Origin of the sequence: Prauserella flavalba (assembly GCF_003202235.1) — a bacterium.
In the GTDB taxonomy this organism is placed as follows: Bacteria; Actinomycetota; Actinomycetes; order Mycobacteriales; family Pseudonocardiaceae; genus Prauserella_A; species Prauserella_A flavalba.
Map to the genome: position 1 here is coordinate 1,107,849 of NZ_MASU01000005.1, position 19,588 is coordinate 1,127,436.

General features: G+C 71.6%; 20 protein-coding genes. 5 read left to right on the forward strand and 15 right to left on the reverse strand.

The genetic code is table 11. The features are described 5' to 3' along the window. From BA062_RS12765 to BA062_RS12785, 5 genes are read right to left on the reverse strand one after another with little or no spacing between them, the layout of a single operon-like run. Window positions 1–1,278, reverse strand: a complete 1,278-nt coding sequence (locus BA062_RS12765; RefSeq protein WP_210406827.1) for an aconitase X — start codon at window positions 1,276–1,278, stop codon at window positions 1–3. A 54-nt stretch (window positions 1,279–1,332) separates the two neighbouring features. Continuing rightward, window positions 1,333–2,682 (reverse strand): MFS transporter, encoded by a 1,350-nt coding sequence (locus BA062_RS12770; protein WP_110336258.1) that lies wholly within the window; start codon window positions 2,680–2,682, stop codon window positions 1,333–1,335. Window positions 2,683–2,725: 43 nt separating this feature from the next. Next, a complete protein-coding gene (locus tag BA062_RS12775; RefSeq protein ID WP_110336259.1) occupies window positions 2,726–3,733 on the reverse strand; it encodes a transketolase family protein in 1,008 nt (335 codons plus the stop codon). A 1-nt stretch (window position 3,734) separates the two neighbouring features. Next, window positions 3,735–4,607: a transketolase gene (locus tag BA062_RS12780; protein WP_245959795.1), complete on the reverse strand. Its 873-nt coding sequence runs from the start codon at window positions 4,605–4,607 to the stop codon at window positions 3,735–3,737. Beyond that, window positions 4,601–5,656, reverse strand: coding sequence for a zinc-dependent alcohol dehydrogenase (locus tag BA062_RS12785; protein ID WP_110336260.1), 1,056 nt, complete (start codon window positions 5,654–5,656; stop codon window positions 4,601–4,603). Before BA062_RS12785 ends, BA062_RS12780 begins: the two co-directional genes overlap by 7 nt. A gap of 103 nt (window positions 5,657–5,759) precedes the next feature. On the opposite strand from BA062_RS12785, the gene BA062_RS12790 reads away from it, so the two are divergent. Continuing rightward, window positions 5,760–6,794 carry a LacI family DNA-binding transcriptional regulator gene (locus tag BA062_RS12790; RefSeq protein ID WP_110336261.1) on the forward strand — a complete coding sequence of 345 codons (1,035 nt, stop codon included), beginning with the start codon at window positions 5,760–5,762 and terminating at the stop codon, window positions 6,792–6,794. Between the two features lie 17 nt (window positions 6,795–6,811). Beyond that, on the forward strand, window positions 6,812–7,144 hold the full coding sequence (locus BA062_RS12795) for an L-rhamnose mutarotase (protein ID WP_110336262.1): 333 nt from the start codon (window positions 6,812–6,814) through the stop codon (window positions 7,142–7,144). A 13-nt stretch (window positions 7,145–7,157) separates the two neighbouring features. Here the strand turns inward: BA062_RS12795 and BA062_RS12800 are convergent, their stop codons facing one another. The 4 genes from BA062_RS12800 to BA062_RS12815 form a co-directional block, all read right to left on the reverse strand. Beyond that, on the reverse strand, window positions 7,158–8,000 hold the full coding sequence (locus BA062_RS12800) for an SCO4651 family lipoprotein (protein ID WP_146240031.1): 843 nt from the start codon (window positions 7,998–8,000) through the stop codon (window positions 7,158–7,160). A 74-nt stretch (window positions 8,001–8,074) separates the two neighbouring features. Continuing rightward, window positions 8,075–9,229, reverse strand: a complete 1,155-nt coding sequence (locus BA062_RS12805) for an amidohydrolase (RefSeq protein ID WP_210406901.1) — start codon at window positions 9,227–9,229, stop codon at window positions 8,075–8,077. Then, complete coding sequence (locus tag BA062_RS12810; protein WP_210406828.1) at window positions 9,226–10,641, reverse strand: aldehyde dehydrogenase family protein; 1,416 nt, start codon at window positions 10,639–10,641, stop codon at window positions 9,226–9,228. Before BA062_RS12810 ends, BA062_RS12805 begins: the two co-directional genes overlap by 4 nt. A 35-nt stretch (window positions 10,642–10,676) precedes the next feature. Further along, window positions 10,677–12,248, reverse strand: coding sequence for a GMC family oxidoreductase (locus BA062_RS12815; RefSeq protein ID WP_110336266.1), 1,572 nt, complete (start codon window positions 12,246–12,248; stop codon window positions 10,677–10,679). 121 nt (window positions 12,249–12,369) lie between these two features. Between BA062_RS12815 and BA062_RS12820 the strand changes: the two genes are divergently transcribed. Beyond that, window positions 12,370–12,840, forward strand: coding sequence for a GbsR/MarR family transcriptional regulator (locus BA062_RS12820; RefSeq protein ID WP_110336267.1), 471 nt, complete (start codon window positions 12,370–12,372; stop codon window positions 12,838–12,840). 10 nt (window positions 12,841–12,850) lie between these two features. Here BA062_RS12820 and BA062_RS12825 read toward each other — a convergent pair whose 3' ends face one another. The 3 genes from BA062_RS12825 to pdhA are packed head-to-tail and all read right to left on the reverse strand — an operon-like array spanning window position 12,851 to window position 16,191. Next, window positions 12,851–14,080: a dihydrolipoamide acetyltransferase family protein gene (locus tag BA062_RS12825; RefSeq protein ID WP_110336268.1), complete on the reverse strand. Its 1,230-nt coding sequence runs from the start codon at window positions 14,078–14,080 to the stop codon at window positions 12,851–12,853. Further along, entirely contained in the window at window positions 14,073–15,074 is a 1,002-nt protein-coding gene (locus BA062_RS12830) for an alpha-ketoacid dehydrogenase subunit beta (RefSeq protein ID WP_110337299.1), read from the reverse strand. Before BA062_RS12830 ends, BA062_RS12825 begins: the two co-directional genes overlap by 8 nt. A 16-nt stretch (window positions 15,075–15,090) precedes the next feature. Further along, window positions 15,091–16,191, reverse strand: a complete 1,101-nt coding sequence (gene pdhA, locus BA062_RS12835) for a pyruvate dehydrogenase (acetyl-transferring) E1 component subunit alpha (protein ID WP_110336269.1) — start codon at window positions 16,189–16,191, stop codon at window positions 15,091–15,093. Window positions 16,192–16,309: 118 nt separating this feature from the next. Here pdhA and BA062_RS12840 point away from each other — a divergent pair, with 118 nt between their 5' ends. Further along, complete coding sequence (locus BA062_RS12840; RefSeq protein ID WP_110336270.1) at window positions 16,310–16,807, forward strand: Lrp/AsnC family transcriptional regulator; 498 nt, start codon at window positions 16,310–16,312, stop codon at window positions 16,805–16,807. Here BA062_RS12840 and BA062_RS12845 read toward each other — a convergent pair. After that, on the reverse strand, window positions 16,804–17,346 hold the full coding sequence (locus tag BA062_RS12845; protein WP_110336271.1) for an MOSC domain-containing protein: 543 nt from the start codon (window positions 17,344–17,346) through the stop codon (window positions 16,804–16,806). The genes BA062_RS12840 and BA062_RS12845 overlap by 4 nt on opposite strands. A gap of 24 nt (window positions 17,347–17,370) precedes the next feature. Next, complete coding sequence (locus tag BA062_RS12850) at window positions 17,371–17,865, reverse strand: pyridoxamine 5'-phosphate oxidase family protein (RefSeq protein ID WP_110336272.1); 495 nt, start codon at window positions 17,863–17,865, stop codon at window positions 17,371–17,373. 209 nt (window positions 17,866–18,074) lie between these two features. Here BA062_RS12850 and bla point away from each other — a divergent pair, with 209 nt between their 5' ends. Continuing rightward, entirely contained in the window at window positions 18,075–18,998 is a 924-nt protein-coding gene (bla, locus tag BA062_RS12855) for a class A beta-lactamase (RefSeq protein ID WP_110336273.1), read from the forward strand. On the opposite strand, the gene BA062_RS12860 is transcribed toward bla, so the two are convergent. After that, window positions 18,995–19,504 carry a nuclear transport factor 2 family protein gene (locus BA062_RS12860; protein WP_110336274.1) on the reverse strand — a complete coding sequence of 170 codons (510 nt, stop codon included), beginning with the start codon at window positions 19,502–19,504 and terminating at the stop codon, window positions 18,995–18,997. The genes bla and BA062_RS12860 overlap by 4 nt on opposite strands. Window positions 19,505–19,588 lie beyond the last annotated feature (84 nt).

The following is a 19,588-nucleotide window of genomic DNA, read 5'->3' on the forward strand; positions in this document are numbered from 1 at the left end:
TCACCCCGCGATCCGGCCGGTGACGGCGGCGTCGACACACACCTCGGTGGGCCGGAAGACGGGGTTGTACCCGTAGCCCTCGATGATGTTGGCGAGCTTCGCCGAGTTGGTGACGAGCGTGCGGAACCCGTTGCGCCGCCCCAGCTCCCGCGCGGTCATCAGGTAGTAGCAGACGCCGCTCAGCAGCCGGACCCCCGCGGCGCGCAGCGTCTCGGCGTAGCCGTACTCCTCCGCCGATCTCAGCACCGCGGCGCTCGTCGTCGCGTATACCGGGCCGGCGACCTGACGCCCCTCGAACAAGGCGGCCAGCTCCGCCAGCTCGAACACCGACAGCTGCGGGGTGCCGAACACCACGACGTCGGGCCCCTCCCGCTCCGGCACGAAGCCGCGGTAGGCCCCGTCCAGCGCGGCGCGGTCGATCACCAGGCGCTCGCGGGGCTCGTTGTCCCCGAACGCGTCCGCGCGGGTCCGTGCCTCCGGCGTGACGCCGACGAGGTGGAACATCGCGTGGGAGCCGTAGCTCGCGAGTGCCGCGCCCAGCTGCTTCACCTCGTCCGGCGAGGGACTCCGCTCGGCGCCGTCGATCACCGGCACTTCCCAGTAGCCGGGGAACCGGCGGCCGACCAGACAGCCGACGGCGCCCCAGTCGGCGCTGTCCCGCGGCTGGTCGGCCAGCTCGACGAGCACGGTGCCGCGCCGGTGTTCGTCGAGGTGGAAGCCGTACGCGGGAACCCGCCCGGTGAGCGCCGCCGCGAGTGCCGCGGGGCCGCCCTCGAAGTTGCTGCGCGCACCGGCGACGGCATTGGCGTAGATGACGGTGCCCGTGTCGCCCCAGGCCAGATGCTCGCCCCCGTGCGGGACGTCCACGGTCTGGTAGTTGATGCACGTGTTGGTGGTGAGCGCACCCATGCGCGCCATCGCGGCCAGGATGCGCCTTTCGGTATCCACAATGGATTGGGTCTGCCCGATGTCGAGCGCGCACGAGAAGTCGGTCGAGCGCGGATCGAGGGTCAGCGGGATGCGGGCGCGGGCGCCCTGGTCGGCGAGCTGCTCCAGGAAGCGGACGCCGGGCTCGCCCAGCGCCTCGCCATCGCAGTGAGCGTGGGCGCTGCGCACGGGAACGAGCCGGCGCGCCCCGAAGAAGCCACCGACCGCCAGCTGGTAGTCCATCGCCCATTTCACGGCGGGACCGTCCGAGCCGGCGGCCATGGCCTCTTCGTCAGCAGTCAGATACACGTGACCTCCACCGGCGTCGGCCGAGACTGTGGTTTCGGTCACCCAAGCTAGATTCGTTGAAACGGCATGTCAATATTTGAAATCGCTGAAACGATCTCAGCCGAGCTTCCTGCGCCGGGTCTCCGGCAGCAGGAGCACCGACAACGCCGTGATCGCGGCGATCCCGACGATGTAGGCGACCACCGGCCAGTACACCCCCTCACCTGCGACGTTCAGCAGCGACACGACGATGATCGGCGCGAGCGACCCACCGAGCACGCCGCCGAACTGCTGCCCGAGCGAGACACCGGAGTAGCGGATGTTCGTCGGGAACAGCTCGGAGAAGTACGCCGCCTGCGGACCGTACATGAGCGACATCGCGACGTAGGCGATGATCGTGCCGAGCCAGATCATCGGCGCACTGCCTGTCTTGACCAGCTCGAAGAAGATCAGCCCGTCCACCGCCATCACCGCGGCCCCTGCCAGGTACACCGGTTTGCGGCCGATCCGGTCCGACAGCGTGGCGCACGCGGGCAGCAGCGCCAGCGACAGCACCGCGCCGATGAGCGAGCCGGTGAGCACCACCGACTCCGGGTGCGGGATGTCGGTGAAGCTGCCGATGAACGTGGCCGGGAACGTCGCGAAGATGAACAGGTTCGCGCTTTCGGCGATCCTGGCTCCCACCACCTTCAGCGAGGTGCCCCACCACTTCGTCACGACCTCGGCCATCGGCGCCCTCCGACTGGCGGCCGAGTCCCGGGCGGCGCGGAAGAACCGTGTCTCGTGCAGCTGTGAGCGGATGACGACCGCCGGAATGATGATCAGCGCGCTGAGCAGGAACGGAACCCGCCACGCCCACGACAGCAGCACGTCCTCGTCGAGCGAGGTCACCACGGCCATCGCGGCCGAGGACAGGATGATGCCGGCGGGCACGCCGATCTGCACGAGGCTGCCGTAGAAGCCGCGACGCCGGTCCGGCGCGTTCTCGACCACCATCAGCACGGCACCGCCGTACTCGCCGCCGAGACCGAGGCCCTGCGCCACCCGCAGGACGATCAGCAGGATCGGGGCCGCCACGCCGATGGTGTCGTAACCGGGCAGGCAGCCGATCAGGAACGTGCCGCCGCCCATGATGGCCATCGTCCACACGAGCATCGACTTGCGGCCGACGCGGTCACCGAGGTTGCCGAACAGCAGCGCGCCGATCGGCCTGCTCACGAACCCGACGGCGTAGGTGGCGAGCGAGGCCAGCAGCCCGGCGGTGGGATCGAGGGAAGGAAAGAAGAGCTTGTCGAACACGATCGACGCGGCGGCCGCGTACAGGAAGAAGTCGTACCACTCGACGATCGCGCCGGCGGAACTGGTGAGCGCCACCTTGCGCAGGTAGCGGCGGCGGTGCGGATCGTCGGCGACGGTCACACCCCCGCCGGTCGTGTCCGTTCCGGCGGGAGCAGGGGTGTCGGGCATGTCGAGTCCTTTCTCCGTTGAAAGGGTCGGGCATGAGCAGGGTTCACGCGAGCAGGTTCCGCATCCGGCGGACGATCCCCGCGGTGTCGAGGTCGTAGTGCTCGTACAGCCGGGTGGGCGGGCCGATCAGGGCGTATTCATCGACGGGCAGGCCGAGCCGGTGCAGCCGCACTCCGCCGACCCCGCCGTCGACCAGCGCGTCGGCGCAGGCCGAGGCGAGTCCGGTGTAGACGTTGTGTTCCTCGGCGACGAGGATCCTGGGCACCCGCGACGCCAGCTCGCACAATCCCTCGGCGTCGAAGGGACGCAGCGTGTGGGCGTCGACCACCGCCACCGACACGCCTTCCCGGGCCAGTTCCTCCGCGGCCCGCAGGGCGGGCGCGAGCGTCACACCGGTCGCGACGATCGCCGCGTCGGTGCCCTCACGCAGGGTGGTGAGCCTGCCGAACTCGAACCGGGCGCCCGTGCGGCCGTAGACGTCCTCGTCCCGGCCCCGGCCGATGCGGAAGTAGACCGGGCCCTCGACGTCCACGGTCTGCCGCAGCACCTCACCGAGGGACACGGCGTCGGCGGGCCCCAGCACCGTGAGGTTGGCGATGGAGCGCGTGATGCCGATGTCCTCGGTGGCGTGGTGGCTCGTGCCGTAGAAGCCGAGCGAGATCCCGGTGTGGTGGGCGATGATCCGCACCGGCAGGTTCGGATACGCCAGGTCGGTGCGGATCTGCTCCGCGCACAGCAGCCCGATGAACGACGCGAACGTCGCGACGTAGGGAACGTAGCCGCACGTGGCCATCCCGGCGGCCATCGAGACCATGTTCTGTTCGCAGATCCCGGTGTTGACGAACCGGTCGGGATGCCGCAGCTCGAAGTCGCGGGTGCGGTTGGAGAACTTCAGGTCCGCGGTGAGCACGGCGATCCGGTCGTCGTGGTCGGCGAGGTCCGCGAGCACCTGGCCTGCCACGAAGGACTCGCACAGCCGGTACGAGGTGGCCAGATCCCAGGACCCGTCCTGCTCCGGAGTCCAGGCGCGTTCGGTGATGTCGCTCGTCATGTCAGACCCTCTCGATCAGGCTCAGCGTCTTCTCGGCGTCGGCGGGCTCCAGGTAGCCCAGATGCCAGGTGCGGGACAGGTCCATGTACGGCACTCCCCTGCCCTTGCGGGTGTTGGCGATGACGCATTTCGGCCTGCCCTCGGGTTCGCTGCCCACGGCGGCGAAGGCCGACAGCACTCCCCGCGCGTCGTGCCCGTCGAGCTCGGTGACCTCCCAGCCGAAGCTCTCGAAGCGGCCCGCGATCGGCTCGACACTCATCACCTCCTCCGTGGTGCCGTCGAGGCCCATCTGGTTGCGGTCGACGACGGCGACGAGGTTGCCCAGCCGGTAGTGGCTCGCCGCCTGCGCCGCCTCCCAGATCTGTCCCTCGTTGAGCTCCTGGTCACCCGTCAGCACCCACACGCGGCTGTCGTCGCGGCCCGCCATGCGGTTGCCGAGCGCCATGCCCGCGCCGATGGAGAGGCCGTGGCCGAGCGAGCCGGAGGAGAAATCCGTCCCGGGCACCCTGCGCATGTCGGGGTGGTCGCCGAGCGGGCTGCCGACCCTGGTGTAGGTGTCGAGCCACTCGTGCGGGAAGTAGCCGAGGTTGGCCAGTACCGGATAGAGGCCGACGGCGCAGTGGCCCTTGGAGAGGATCAGCCGGTCGCGGTCGGGCCACGCCGGGTCCTCGCTCACGCGCAGCACGCCGGAGTAGAGCGCGGCGAGCAGCTCAGCGCACGAGAAGACGCTCGTGAAGTGACCGCTCTTCGCGATGCCGATCAGGCGGACGGTCTCGCGCCGGATGAACAGGGCGAGGTCGCGGACCTCCTCGACGAGGTCGGCCGGTTCCTCCGCCGCGGGTTTCCAGGCGTCCACTGTGGCTCGGATCAGCACGGGTTCTCCTTTGCTGTGAACACGATCGTTTCCTTGAGGTGGGTGCTCGCGCCGCGGGCGAGCCGGTCGAAGACCTCGGCCACGTCACTCACCGCGTTGCGGCGGATCAGCGACTCCGGCAGGCCGGAGAACAGGGGCTCGTGCGCGAGCAGCCGCATGGACTCGGTGAAGTCGGCCAGGACGTAGAGCTGCACCCCGACCACGGCCCGCTCGCCGCGCTGGAGGCCCACACCGTCCAGCGCGAGCGCGCCGTGCTGCACACCGACGAGCACGACGGTGCCGCCGGGACGCACGGCGCCGAGCGCCTGGTCAGCCAGCGCGGCCGAGCCGACGCAGTCGAAGACCACGTCCAGCTCGCCGTACTCGCCGCCGAGGAGCTCCGCGAGCGGGCGGCCGTCGCCGTGGTGCGCGGTGCCGGTGCCGACCAGCGAGAGCTTGTGTGCGTCGGTGTCGACGCGGTGCACCGCCTTGGCGCCGCGGTGCCGCAGCACCAGTGCGACGAGCGTGCCGATGGCACCCGCGCCGAGTACCGCGCACCGCTGCCCCGCGACCGGGCCTGCCCTGCTCACCGCGTGCAGGGCGACGGCGAGGGGTTCGATCAGCACGCGCAGCCCCGGCGGGGTCGCGGGGTCGATCGGCAGCACGCTCGCGGCGGGCACGGTGACCACCCCGGCGAGGGCGCCGGGGCGCTGCGCGCCGACGATGCCCATGTCCGGGCAGAGGTTGGTGGCTCCCCGCAGGCAGCTCACGCACCGGCCGCAGCTGAGCGCGGGGAACACCGCGACGGCGTCGCCGGGCCGGGCGCGGGTGCCCTCCCCCGCGCTGAGCAGCTCGCCGTGGAACTCGTGGCCGAGCGTCAGCGGCGGCCGGTTCACGGGGTGCCTGCCCAGGTACATCGTCACGTCCGAGCCGCAGAGCCCGGTCTCGGCGACCCGCACGAGCACGTCGCCGGAGGCAGGTCTCGACGGCACGGCCGGGGTCGTGGAGAACGTCGCCGGCGCGGTCAGCACGGTGGCGCGAAGCGACGGATCCGACTGCGTTGTCGTCATGGAAAGTGTGTCCTCACCGATAGTGGAACGGTTTCCTAAGGGACCGGTCCACTATGCGTGCGTACAATCGTCGAGTCAAGGGTGAGATGTCGGGAGGCGCTTCGTGGCAAAGGATTCGGTCACCATCCGCGACGTGGCCGCGCGGGCGGGAGTGTCGAAGTCGACGGTGTCGAAGTACCTCACCTCCACGCCGTACGTCTCGGCCGACGCCAGGGAACGCATCGAGCGCGCCGTGGCCGAGCTCGGCTACCGGCCGAACGGCTCGGCGCGCGCGCTCGTGGGCGGGCGGTCCCGGTTCGTCGGTGTGCTGGTCCCCTCGATCGCCAACCCCTACCAGGCGGACCTGCTCGCGGGTATCGAACGCGCTGCCGCCCCGCACCAGCTCGGCACGCTGCTCGCCATCGCCGACAACGACGAGCCGAGGGAACGCGAGCTCCTCCAGGGCCTGCTCAAGAGCGGCGCCGACGGCGTCATCGTCACGAGCGCGCACGCCGAGGACGCCGAGGTTCAGGCACTGCGCAGGGCAGGCATTCCGGTGGTGCTCGCCGGGCGGCACATCGCCGCACCGGAGATCGACTCCGTCGTCATCGACAACCGGCAGGGCGCACGGCTCGCGGTGGACCACCTCGTCGAGCTCGGGCACCGGCGGATCGCGCACATCCCCGGACCGCTCACGGTGCTCGACTTCGCCCAGCGCGCGGAAGGATACCGCGACGCGCTGCGCGCACACGGGCTCGAACCGCTGCCGCTGCTGGGCGGCGCACGGCTTCCCGACCCCGAACGCGGCCGGGAAGCCGTGCGCGCGCTCATGGAGCTGCCCGAGGCCGAACGGCCCACCGCGGTGTTCGCCGCCGTGGACTGGATCGCGGTCGGCGTGCTCGCCGAGGCGTCGAAGCGCGGCATCGAGGTACCGGGCGAGCTGTCCGTGATCGGTTTCGACAACGTCTCGTTCTGCGAGCTCACCGCACCTTCCTTGTCCACAGTGGACGCTCATCCCGAGCGGATCGGGCAGCGCGCGGTGGACCGGCTCGCCGATCGCATCGCCTCGGGTTACCGCGACGAGCCGGGATCGCGTGAGGTGCTGGCCCCGACGCTCGTGGTGCGCTCGTCCACCGGCGAGCCCAAAACCCGCGCCTGAACCGAAGGGACCGACGCATGCCCCAGATCGCCCTGCACACACAACTCAAGCCGGGCGCGGAGCCCGACTACGAGGCCGTGCACGCGAGCATCCCCGCCGACGTCGCCGCGGCACTGGCCGAGAACGGCGTCACGGACTGGCGGATCTGGCGCGACGGGACCCACCTGTTCCACCTCATCGAGGTCGAGGACTATCGGGCGATGCGGCACGCCCTGCGTGAGCACCCGGCGAACGTGCGCTGGCAGGCCACCGTCGGGCCGCTGCACGCGAAGGCCGACGACTACTCCGGAGAGGACGACGGGCTACCGCTGCTGTGGAGCCTCGCCGATCAGCTCAAGAACGGCGCGTGAGTCGCCCCCGGGCTCACTTCGCAGGCAACTCGCCGACCTGGCCGGCGGGCGGCGCCTCCACGGACACCGGTGCGCCCCAGTCGTAGTACTTCATCGAGAGGAGCGCGTCGCTCACGAACATCCCCGGTAGCTCCTCCCCTGCCGTCCGCGCCACGGCGTCGCGCATGTCGATCTCGATCAACAACGGCAGGTCGCGGCCGTCGATCCACACTGAGACCGGCACCCTGCCCAGCTCGACACCGTCAGGGAGCATGGCCGGGTCCGCGGTCATGCCCTGCTGCTCCAGCAGCTGCTCGTAGTCGACGTCGATGACGTACTTGGTGGTGTCCCGCCCGTCCACTTTCTGGTTGTGCTCGACATTGACGATCTCACCCGAGCCGGCGAGCAGCTCCAACTGCTTGGTGGGGTCGCTCGTCTCGATCATCCGGTCCATGTCGAGCCGCAGGCCGACGAAGTCCTCGTAGGACGCCGAGAGCCACGGCGTGTCGGTGGGCAGGCCCGCGGGGCCGGCCAGCTCCGGTGGCATCCGCAGGTAGAGGGTCTCGCCGAGCATGCGCATCTCGTAGCTGTAGGACTCGCCACCCATCGACGTCATGTCCATGGTGGACACCAGCTCCATGGCGATTTCCTTCCCCGCGAAGGTCCCCGAACCCTCGCCGGTCATGGAGATCGCACCCACGTCCATGTTCAGGAAGAACCTGGCCGACGCGAACTCGGCCGTGCTCCGCTCCGCCGCGCGGACCAGGCTCTGCACCCGGTCGTCCGCCACGCCGGGTGTGCCCCCGATGTCCTGGGCGCACCCGGTCACGGTCAGCGCGAGCGCGCTGACACCGGCGGCGAACAGCCTTCTTCCCATGTACGTGCCCTTCGTCAGTCCCCTCACGCAGACGCGCGACCAGGCCATCCTTCCGGACGAAATGCACGAACCGGTCACGATCTTGTCGCGGAGTACCCCGATCCGAGATCGGCGGCGGTCCACGCGAGCGCGATGGCCCCGTCGAGGACGGCACGGTCGGCCGCCGGGGTGACGCAGGCGGCGGCGAACTCGGGCTGGTGGTTGACCGCGGGCAGGCAGTCGAGGCCCAGCATCGGATGGATGGCCGGGACGCGGTGCGAGACGTTGCCCAGGTCCGTCGCCGCCCCGGCAAGCGTGCCCCCGGCCGGGAAGCGCCGGCCCAGCGCCTCGGCGTTGGCCCGGTAGAGCGCCACGATGGCCTCGTCGTGCACGACATCGGCGTAGTCGGGGCACGTGGGCTCCACCGTCAGCTCACAGCCCGAGCCCACCGCACCGGCCTCGAAGCACGCGAGCACCCGTTCCTTGAGCGAGGCCAGTTCCGCGACGCTGTCGGAGCGGACGATCCAGTTGCCGGTGGTGTGGTCCGGGATCACGTTCGCCGCCGCGCCGCCCTCGGTGATGATGCCGTGGACGCGGTCGCCGTCACGGGTCTGCTGGCGCAGCAGGCCGATGGCGACCTGCGCGATGGTCATCGCGTCCGCGGCGTTGACGCCCCGCTCGGGATGCGCGCCCGCGTGCGCGGGGCGGCCCCGGTAGGTCACGTCCAGCACCGAGACGGCGGACCCACGCCAGCTTGCCGCCTCCTGCGCGGCGGGGTGCACCATCAGCACGGCGTCGGCCTCGTCGAACGCGCCGCGGTCGAGCATCAGCACCTTGCCACCGCCGCCCTCCTCGGCAGGTGTGCCCAGGACGGTGACGGTGAGCCCCAGGTCGTCGGCCACGGGGGCGAGGCCGAGCCCGGCCCCGACGGCAGCCGCCGCGATGATGTTGTGGCCGCACGCGTGACCCATCCCGGGCAGGGCGTCGTACTCGGCGCACACGACGACGTGGCAGGGTCCGCTTCCCGCCGTGGCGCGGACCGCGGTGGGCAGGTCGTAGCACCCGTGCTCGACCGTGAGACCACCGCGGCTCAGGGCCTCGGCGACCCAGCCGCTCGCGAGCGTCTCCTCGAACGCGAGCTCCGGGTTGGCGTGGATGCGATGGGACAGCGCGAGAAGATCGTCCTCCGCCGCCCGGACCCGCGCGGCGATGTCGCGCTTGGCGGCACCGGACGCCGTCGGTGGGGTCACGACGCGGCCACGTGGACGGTCGCCGGACGCGTCGCGGCGTCGTAGGCCGCGTGCGCGCCGGTGGCGCCCATCCCGCTGTCCCGAGCGGGCTCGTACACGCGGCCGGGACCGCCGCCCTGCCATTCGTTCACCCACGTCACCGCGGCCGGGATCGACGCGGCCCCGGCGACGTGCGCCGGATCGCGCGTGTAGACGGTCGCCGCGAGCCCGAACGACGACCGGCTCGCCTTCTCCACCGCCTCCTCCCACGAGGCGACGACCTGGACGGGAGCGACCGGCCCGAACGTCTCCTCCCGCAGCACGAGCATCGACTCGTCCACTCCGGTGAGCACGGTGGCGGGGTAGAAGAACCCCGGGCCCGGCGGGATCGCGCCGCCGACGCGCACGGTCGCGCCGCGCTCGACGGCATCGGTCACGTGCCGGTGCACGACGTCCCGCTGGCGGCCGTCGACAAGCGGGCCGAGGACGGTCTTGGCGTCGTGCCCGTCGCCGGTGGTGTAGGTGGCGGCCGCCTCGCAGAGTGCCGTGACGAACTCCTCGGCGACCTCGGCGTGCACGTAGATGCGTTCCATCGAGGTGCAGATCTGGCCGGAGTTGACGAACGCGCCGAACGCGACGGCCTGCGCGGTGGCGACCGGGTCGACGCCGGCGTCCACGATGACCGGGTCCTTGCCGCCCAGCTCGAGGATCGCCCGGTGCAGGCCACGGCCCGCTGCCGCACCGACCTCTCTGCCCGCCGCGACCGAGCCGGTGAAGTGCACCAGCTCGACACCCGGGTGGGCCGCGAGCGGCGCCCCGGCACGGCCGTCGCCGTGGATGAGGTTGAGCACGCCGTCCGGCAGGGTGAGCAGCTCCACGAGCCTGGTCACTGACAGCGGGCACCGCTCCGAAGGCTTGAGCACCACGGTGTTTCCCGCGGCGAGCAGCGGGCCGAGGGCGATCAGGACATTCAGGACCGGGAAGTTCCACGGCGTGATGAGCGCGGTGACGCCGAGCGGGTGGCGCAGGACCCTGGTGCGGCTGCCGTCGTCGTGTTCGGTGGTGACGTCGAAGGAGTACGTCCGCGCCTCCGCGCAGGCGCCGCGGAGCGCGGCGACCCCGGACTCGATGAAGGTCCGGCCGAGGGCCACCGGCTTGCCCATCTCGCGGCACTGCAGCTCGGCGAGCTCCCCGGCGTGCTCGGCGATCGTGGCCGCCGCGCTTTCCAGGTGGCCGAGCCGCTCATCGAGCGTGAGGGCGGCCCAGGACCGCTGCGCGGCCGTGGCCGCCGCCACGGCGCGGTCGACATCGGCGGCGCAGCCTGCCGGCCAGTGCGCGATCACCTCGCCGGTCGCGGGGTTCACCAGCCCGCCGACCGTGTCGGTGGCGGAGGGCTCCCACCGGCCGCCGATGTGGTTGCGCAGGATCGTCACGGGCTTGTCTCCTTGGCAGCTGGGGGTTGTGGTGGTCATGCGCGCGCGATCCGGTCGGCCATCAGCTCGCCCGCCATGATCGCGGTGAGGTTGGTGTTGGCGCGGGGAACGGACGGGAGGATCGAGGCGTCGACCACCCGGAGCCCGTCCACACCGAGGACGCGGCACTCCGGATCCACCACGGTCCTGGCGTCGCCCGGGTCGCCCATGCGGCACGTGCTGGTGGCGTGCTGCGCGTCGGCGGCGGTGGCGAGCAGGTGATCGTCGAGCCGCGCGTCGTCGTCCAGCACCGACAGCAGCGTGGTGTTGACGCGGTCGACCGGCCCGTCCGCGATCGCGGCCACCGCGTCGCCGCGGGCCAGCTCCACCAGTGCCCGGATCCCGGCGCGCAGCCGGGCGAGGTCGCGTTCGTCGGAGAGCATCGCCTCGCGCACCTCGGGCTGGGCTGTGGGGTCCGGCGACGTCAGGCTCACCGTTCCGCGCGAGAACGCCTGGTTGACCCACACTCCGAACGCACCGGCCCCGAAGCGCAGGTCGGCGGTCTCCATGGACAGCACGTTCTGGTTGAGGGACACGAACATCATGTCCAGCGGTTGCGCGTCCGGACCGTCGCTCGTGTAGCGGACGCAGACGTTGGTGTGCCGGTCGTCCGGGGTGCGGATGGCCGCCTCCTCGTTGAGCGGGATCGCGACGCCCACCATGGGGTGGTCCTGCAGCCCCTGTCCCACGGGAAGGTCCGCGACCACGTCGATGCCCAGTGCGCGCAGCGGGCCCGCGGGACCGATCCCGGAGCGGAGCAGCACGGCCGGGGAGTGCACGGCGCCCGCGCTGAGCACCACGAGGTCCGCCCGTTCCTCCGCCGGGCCGTCCTCGGTCAGGTACCGCACTCCCACCACCCGGCCACCGCTGATCAGCACGCGGTCGACGAGGGCATCACCGCGGACGGTCAGGTTCGCCAGGTCGCGCGCGGGCTCGAGGTAGCCGTCGTTGACGGTGACCCGCCTGCCCTCTCGCGAGTTGATCGGGTACGGGGAGACACCGGTCGCGCCGGGCGCGTTGACGTCCTCCGCCCAGGCGTGACCGGCTCCGAGCGCGGCCGCGCGCAACGCGGTGTCGACGGAACCCCAGGCGTCCCTTGGCATCCGGTGGATCGGCGTCGGACCACCCCGGCCGTGGTAGGGGGCGTCGCCGAACTGCTCGTCGTCCTCTGAGCGGCTGAAGTACGGCAGCACGTCCTCCGGCGACCAGCCGTCACAACCCCAGGCGACCCAGTCGGCGAAGTCCTCCATCGGCGGGCGGATCGCGATCTGACCGTTGATCGACGAGCTGCCACCGGTCCCCCGGCCCCGCCAGTACAGAGCGGCGTCCTGCTTGTCGGTCCTGGTCGCCAGCAGGTCGGGCCACACCAGCTTCCCGGTCGCCGCGGGGTCGAGCAGCGCGCGCACAGGGTTCGGCGAGCGCCACACCTCGGGCAGTTCGGCCGAACGCCAGTCCGGCCCTGCCTCCAGCAACAGCACCCGCCGTCCGCTCGCCGCGAGCCTGCTGGCGAGCGGTGCTCCGGCGGAGCCCGCCCCCACCACGATCACGTCCCAGCCGTTCTTCGTCATGCCGGACCTCCGGGAATCCTCAGCGGCAGCCAGAATTCGGCCGCTGGTGTCCGGTACTATGACCCCGGCAACAACTCTCAGTCAATAGTGAATTCTCAATTTGGAGTGAAACGAGGCTCGCGTGTCCGACACCAGCACCCGCTCCGATGTCGCCGAGCTCCTGTCCGACGACTTCGCCACCGTCATCGGACAGACCATGGGCTGGCCTCCGATGGCTGGGAGGACGGCGGCCGTCCTGCTGCTCAGCGCGGAGCCGATGACCGTCCAGCAACTGCAGGACGAGCTCGGCGCCAGCGCGGGATCGGTGTCGGAGATGACCCGGCTGCTGATCACCAATGGGGTCGTCCGCCGGTTCAAGGCACCGGGAACGCGGCACTTCGTCCATGAATGGCGCCCGGACGCATGGGCGGGCTGCCTGCAGCACCAGCTCCGCCAGACCGAACAGCTGCGGGAGCTCGCCCACCGCACCGAGCGCCAGGGCCGGGCACTGGCCGAACAGCAACAACGCAGGCTGCGCGACATGGCCGCCTACTACGACTTCATGGTCGCGCGGCTCGGCGCACTACTCGAGGACTACCGCTCCGGGCTCTGAGCGCCGCTGCTCACAGCTCCCCGAGTGCGGTCAGGGGCGACTCGACACAGTCGGCGACGAACCGCAGGAACCCGCCCGCCGTGCCGCCGTCGCACACGCGGTGGTCGAAGGCCAGGGTCAGCTGGCACACCTTGCGCGGCACCACTTCGCCACCGACCACCCACGGGCGCTCGACGATCCGGCCCATGCCGAGTATCGCGGCCTCGGGGTGGTTGATGATCGCGGCCGAACCGTCCACACCGAACACCCCGTAGTTGTTCACGGTGAAGGTGCCGCCGGTCAGCTCCGCCGGGCTCAGCGTGCCCTCCCTGGCGGCCGCGGTGCGCGCGCCGATCGCCTCCGCGAGCTCGCGGGTGCTCAGGCGATGGGCGTCGGGCACGACGGGCACCACGAGACCGCGTTCTGTCTGTGCCGCCAGCCCCAGGTGCACCGCGCCGAGCACGACGATCTCCTCGCCCTCGACACGCGAGTTCAGTTCCGGGTAGCGGCGCAGGCCCGCGACCGTGAACCGGGCCAGCAGTGCCAGCACGCTCACCGGCCGCGCGGGGTCCTTCGCGTTGAGCGCCGCCCGCGCGGCGAGCAGCTCGGTCGCGTCGGCGTCCACCCACACCGTCGCCTCGGGAATCTCCCTGCGCGAGGTACTGAGCTTGTCGGCGACGGCCTTGCGCAGTCCCCGCAACGGGATCCGCCGCTCGTCACCGTTCTCGCGCGGCGCGAGCACCTCGGCCGTTCGCGCGGTGAGCACCGCCTCGACGTCGGTCCTGCGGATGACGCCCGCGGGTCCGGTGCCGGTCACGGAGGCCAGGTCGATCCCGTTCTCGCGCGCGAGCTTCCGCACGAGCGGGGAGATCACGGCGGGCCGCCGCGGGGCGGGGCGGTCCGGCACCGCCGCGCCCCGCCCGCTACGCCGCCGCCGGGGCGCGGCGCTGGGTGTGCCGTAGCCGATCAGCACGTTCCCGCTGCCCTGCTTCTCCGTCACCACGCCGGGTTCGGTGAGCCCACCGCCCTGTGGCTCGACGGTGATGAGCGGTGAGCCCACCGTCAGCGTCTGGCCTTCCTCGCCGTGCCGCGTCGTGACCACACCCGCGAACGGCGCCGGCACCTCCACGGCCGCCTTGGCGGTCTCCACCTCCACCACGGGCTGGTCGACGACGATCTCCTCGCCGACCTCCACGAGCCAGCGCACGATCTCCGCCTCGGTCAGGCCCTCGCCGAGGTCCGGCAACAGGAAGTCAGGCATCGCGCACGCTCCCCCCTGCCGCGAGCACGACCTCGTCGTCCCACTGCAGGCGGTCGATGGTGTCCAGGATCCGGTCCACGCTCGGCAACTGACCGGACTCGAGTTTCGGAGGCGGATAGGGGACGTCGAACCCGGTCACCCGCAGCACCGGCGCCGCCAGGTGGTGGAAGCACTGCTCGCTCACCCGCGCGGCGATCTCGGCGCCGTAGCCGCAGAACCCGGCCGCCTCGTGCACCACCACGGCGCGGCCGGTGCGGCGCACCGACTCGACGATCGTCTCGTCGTCCACAGGGGACAGTGTGCGGAGGTCCACCACCTCGATGTCCCTGCCCTCCTCCGCCGCGGCCTCGGCGGTCTCCAGCGCCGTGGCCACCATCGGGCCGTAGGCGATCAGCGTGACGTCCGTGCCGCGCCGCCGGATCGCCGCCCTGTCGAACGGGGTTCCGGTGCGGCCGAACGACACCGGTTCCCTGGCCCAGTACCGGCACTTCGGTTCGAGGAACACCACGGGATCCGGCGACTCGATCGCGTCGCGCAGCAGGTCGTAGGCGTCCTGGGGCGTACCCGGCGTCACGACCTTCAGGCCGGGCGTGTGGGTGTAGTAGACCTCACTGGAGTCGCAGTGGTGCTCCACCCCGCCGATCCCGCCCGCGTAGGGAATGCGGATCACCAAAGGCAGCTCGACCCGGCCACGGGTACGGTTGCGCAGCTTCACCACGTGCGACGTGATCTGCTCGAACGCCGGGTAGGCGAACGCGTCGAACTGCATCTCCACCACCGGCCGGAACCCGCCCAGCGCGAGCCCGATCGCATGCCCGACGATCCCGGACTCCGCGAGCGGTGTGTCGAAGCACCGGTCCTCGCCGAAGTCACGCGTGAGCCCGTCGGTCACCCGGAACACACCGCCGAGCGGGCCGACGTCCTCACCGGACACCAGCACCCGGTCGTCCTGCTTGAGTGCGTCCCTCAGCGCGGCGTTGAGCGCCTGCGCCATCGTGAGCTGCTCCACGTCATCCCTCCTGTGCGGCGAGTTCGGCGCGCAGCGTCTCGCGCTGCGCGGCCAGCTGACGGGTCGGTTCGGCGTAGACGTGCGCGAACAACTCAAGCGGATCCACCTCGGGCTCGGCGTTCATGCGGGCACGGAACCCGGCCGCGAACTCCTCGGCCTCCGCCGCGTCGGCGGCCACGTCCTCCTCGGTCAGGACCCCGCGCTCACGCAGGTGTTTCTCCAGGCGCCGCACCGGATCCGCGGCCCGCCAGCGCTCGACCTCGGCCGCATCGCGGTAGCGGGTCGCGTCGTCGGCGTTGGTGTGCGCGTCCATCCGGTAGGTGTGCGCCTCGACGAGGAACGGCCCGCCGCCGCGCCGGGCGTGCGCGACCGCGTGGTCGAGCACCGACAGCACCGCGACGAGGTCGTTGCCGTCGACCTGTTCCGAGGCGATGCCGTACCCGACGCCCTTGTAGGCGAGCGCGGGCGCCCTGGTCTGCTTGGCCAGCGGCACCGAGATCGCGAATCCGTTGTTCTGCACGAAGAACACCACCGGGGCGTCGAACACGGCGGCGAAGTTCAGTGCCTCGTGGAAGTCGCCCTCGCTCGTGCCGCCGTCGCCGATGAGCGCCAGCACCACCCGCTCCTCCCTGCGCCGCCGGAGCGCGTCGGCGAGCCCGGCCGCGTGCAGCGTCTGCGTGGCGAGCGGGGTGCACTGCGGTGCGGTGAAGGTGGCGTGCGGGTCGTAGCCGCAGTGCCAGGTGCCGCGCAGCAGTTCCATTAGCTGCACGGGGTCCAGGCCGCGGGCGACGAGCGCCATCGAGTCGCGGTAGGTCGGGAACAGCCAGTCGTCCTCGCGCACGGCGAGGGCCGCGGCGATCTGGCACGCCTCCTGCCCCGCCGCCGACGGGTACACGGCCAGTCTGCCCTGCTTCGTCAGTGCCGTGGCCTGCGTGTCGAAGCGCCTGCCCAGCACCATCCGCCGGTAGGCCTCCCGCAACCGCTCCGCCGACGGCTCGGCGTAGCCGGCCGGAGGCGGGCCCGCGGTACCGTCCTCGGCCACGAACCGGACCGGCTCCCCAGCGGGCAGCAGACCGGTGACGTTCTGGGGCTGAGCAGCCATCCCACACCGCCTTCCGTCGTTCTCGGTGTCGAGAATGCTGCCCAGTGACACACCGGATGTTCAATGACCTGGCAGAATCAGCAACAAACGGTCGACATGGAAGGCACGAGGCGACAACATGTCCAGATCCGATCGGCCAACGGCCCTGCCCGCTGGACGAACGGCGGCGGCACTCGACGCCGTCGACCGCGCCATGCTGGACGTGCTCGCCGACGACGCCCGGATCTCCGTCCGCGCACTGGCCGAGCGGCTGTCCATCTCGCGCGCCAACGCCTATTCGCGGCTGGACCGGCTACTGCGCGACGGCGTGGTCACCGGCTTCGCCGCGCGGATCGATCCACAGCGAGCCGGACTGGGCACCAGCGCCTACGTGCTGGTCACCGTCGAGCAGACGGCGTGGCGGGCGCTGAAGGACGCGCTGGGGGCGATCCCCCACGTCGAGCACATCGCGCTGGTCGGCGGCGACGTCGACGTGCTGCTGCTGGTCCGCACCCCCGACAACGCGACCCTGCGCGACGTGGTGCTGGGCCGGATCCAGGCCGTGGACGGCGTGCGGGCGACCCGGACGTGGCTCGTGTTCGACGAGTTCCCCGGCGCGGGCTCCCCGCTGAGCTAGGAGTCCTCGGGCAGGAGGGTGAGGGTGGCTTCGCCGCGGCGGAGGGCGCCGTCGTCGAGGGGTACGCAGCGCACGCCGCCCCGGCCGCGCAGCGCACGGAACGCGCCCGGCGCCAGCACGACGTCCATCCACGCGCACGGGTTCGCGGGCCGGTGCGCCCGGAACCGCACCGGCCCGTCCCCCGAGTCCAGGCTGAACACGGCGCCGCGCCGGCCGCGGCGAGCGGCGAGCCCGTCGACGGGGAACCCGCGCAGCACGATGTTGCGCCGGACGAACGAGGGATCGAGCCGGCTCGCGAGCGCGAGTTCGCGTTCGACGTCGTCGAGCGACTCGGCCGCGAACACGCTGACCGCGGCCTGCCGGTGTGCCCGGTGGTTGAAGTAGCGGTCACCGACCAGGCCGAGCCCGGCACGCACCTCCACGCGCTCGCGGCTCACCGGCCCGGGATCGGGCCGTGGGCCTTCCGAAGGGCGGCCCTCGTAGGCGTGCACGGGCGAGATCACCAGCGTCACGATCTCCACCGCCGCCCGCTCGCTCATGGCAGCCACGGTACCCACGCCGGCTCAGCCCGCCCCGCGACCGTTGCCCTCGATCCGGCGCGAGTCGTGGCTCGCGGCCACCGCCACGGGCCGCACCTCGAAGACCACGCGGTTCGGACTGTCGAGCACCCGCGTGAACGCCTCCCGTGCGTCCGGCTGATGCCGCGCGGTGAACCGCTCGAAGAACCAGCGTTTCGTCTCCGCGTCGCGATGGACGGTCGCCACACCGCGGATGGCCAGCATCCGCCTGCCCTCGAGCCCGGTTCCGGCGTTCGACACCACCAGCGTGACCCGGGGATCGCGGGCGAGCGCCTTCGTGTGCGCGCGTCCCTCCACGGCGGTGAGCCAGAACGTTCCCTCCACTTCGACGTAGCTCATCACGACGCCGCCGGGCCATCCGTGCTCCCCCGCGAACACGAACGTGCACTCGGTCTGCGCGTCCAGCAGTTCCGCCTGCCCGCCCCTGGCCAGCCGCGCGCCCTGCATCGCCTCGAGATCGTCCACGCCGAGTCGTCCCATGACACCACCGATATCTCTGATGATGATTACGTTCCATTGCACCTTATCTGGATTGTGCCCGCGATGGCGGAACGTGCGCCGGACGAGAGCAGGGCGGCACCTGGCTCTATACCCGCACGGTATGGGTACGGCCGGGATCCGCCTTGGACGCGATCACCGCAGGTCGGGAGACTGGCGTGGCACGACCCGCAAGATCGAGAGGACCACTAGTGCCCATCCAGTCCACCCGTCGCCTCGCGGCCGCCGCCGTCGCGTTGCTGGCGCTCACCGCCTGTACCGCCAGTGGCGAACCACCGGTTCGCGAGTCGGCGGCGTCGTCCGCCCCGGCGGCGAGCACGGCGGCGGCAGCCACGGCCCACCGCGAGTTCGGCGAGCTGGAACAGCGGTTCGACGCGCGGCTCGGCGTCTATGCGATCGACACCGGCACCGGCCGGGAGATCGCGCACCGAGCCGGCGAGCGCTTCGCCTACTGCTCGACGTTCAAGGCGCTCGCCACCGCGGCCCTGCTCAGCGAGCGCACGGTCGCCGAGCTCGACGTGGTGGTGCCCTACACCGAGGCCGACCTGGTGACCTACTCCCCCGTCACCGAGAAGCACGCCGGGGCGGGCCTTCCCCTGCGCGAGGTGATGGACGCCGCGGTGCGCTACAGCGACAACACGGCGGGCAACCTGCTGCTGCGCGAACTGGGCGGCCCGAAGGGCCTGCAGGCCGCGCTGCGCGAGGTCGGCGACGAGACCACGCACGTCGACCGCTACGAGCCCGAGCTCAACGAGGCCACACCCGGCGACATCCGTGACACCAGCACGCCCAGGGCGATGGCGGGCACCCTGCGCGCCTACGCACTCGCCGACGCGCTGACCGCCGAGAAGCGGGCGATCTTCGTCGACATGCTGCGCCGCAACCTCACCGGCGACGAGCTGATCCGTGCCGGGGTGCCGGACGGCTGGGTGGTCGGCGACAAGACCGGCAACGGCGACTACGCGACGCGCAACGACATCGCCGTCGTGTGGCCGCCGGACCGCGCCCCGATCGTGCTCGCGCTCATGTCGAGCCGCTCCGAGAAGGAGGCCGAGCACGACAACGCTCTCCTCGCCGAGGCCACGAAAACCGTGGTGGAGGCACTGCAGCCCTAGCCGGCGGCGAGAGCGCGCGTGAGCGACGCGGCCGGGTCCGCCTCGCCGCGGGCGCCCCGCTTCCAGCTCGCCGGGCTCGGCGTGGCCGGGCCCGGCGGGGCCGCGTGTTCCCAGTCGAGGATCACCGTGCGCCGGGCGATCAGCCAGCGGCTCGTCCTGCGCTCGAACACGTCGAAATAGCGCAGACCCTGGAACACCGCTTCGGCGCCGGGGTCCTTGAATTCCCTGCGGTAGAGGCAGTACGTCTCCACCTCGGCCCGGTCCCCGGCCAGCGCGATCGTGGGCACGCCGAGGAAGTGGTAGGTGCTCGCGAGCGTCGCACCGTAGGACTCGAAGAACGCGAACAGCTCGTCCACGGTGCCGCTGAACCGGCCGTGGTCGTCGGTGGCGTCGGCGTGGTAGCACGTGCGGGCGAGGGCCCGGTCGCCCCGGTCGATCGCGTGCGCGTACCGGCACAGCACGTCGGTGATCTCGGCGCGGGCGAGCAGGTCGTCGAGCGCGGTCATAGCATTGACAATGACGCACGCGTCATGTTTGAGTCAAGAGGCTTTCGCTGCTGTTCCTCCACTGTGGACGATGGACGGAGAGGT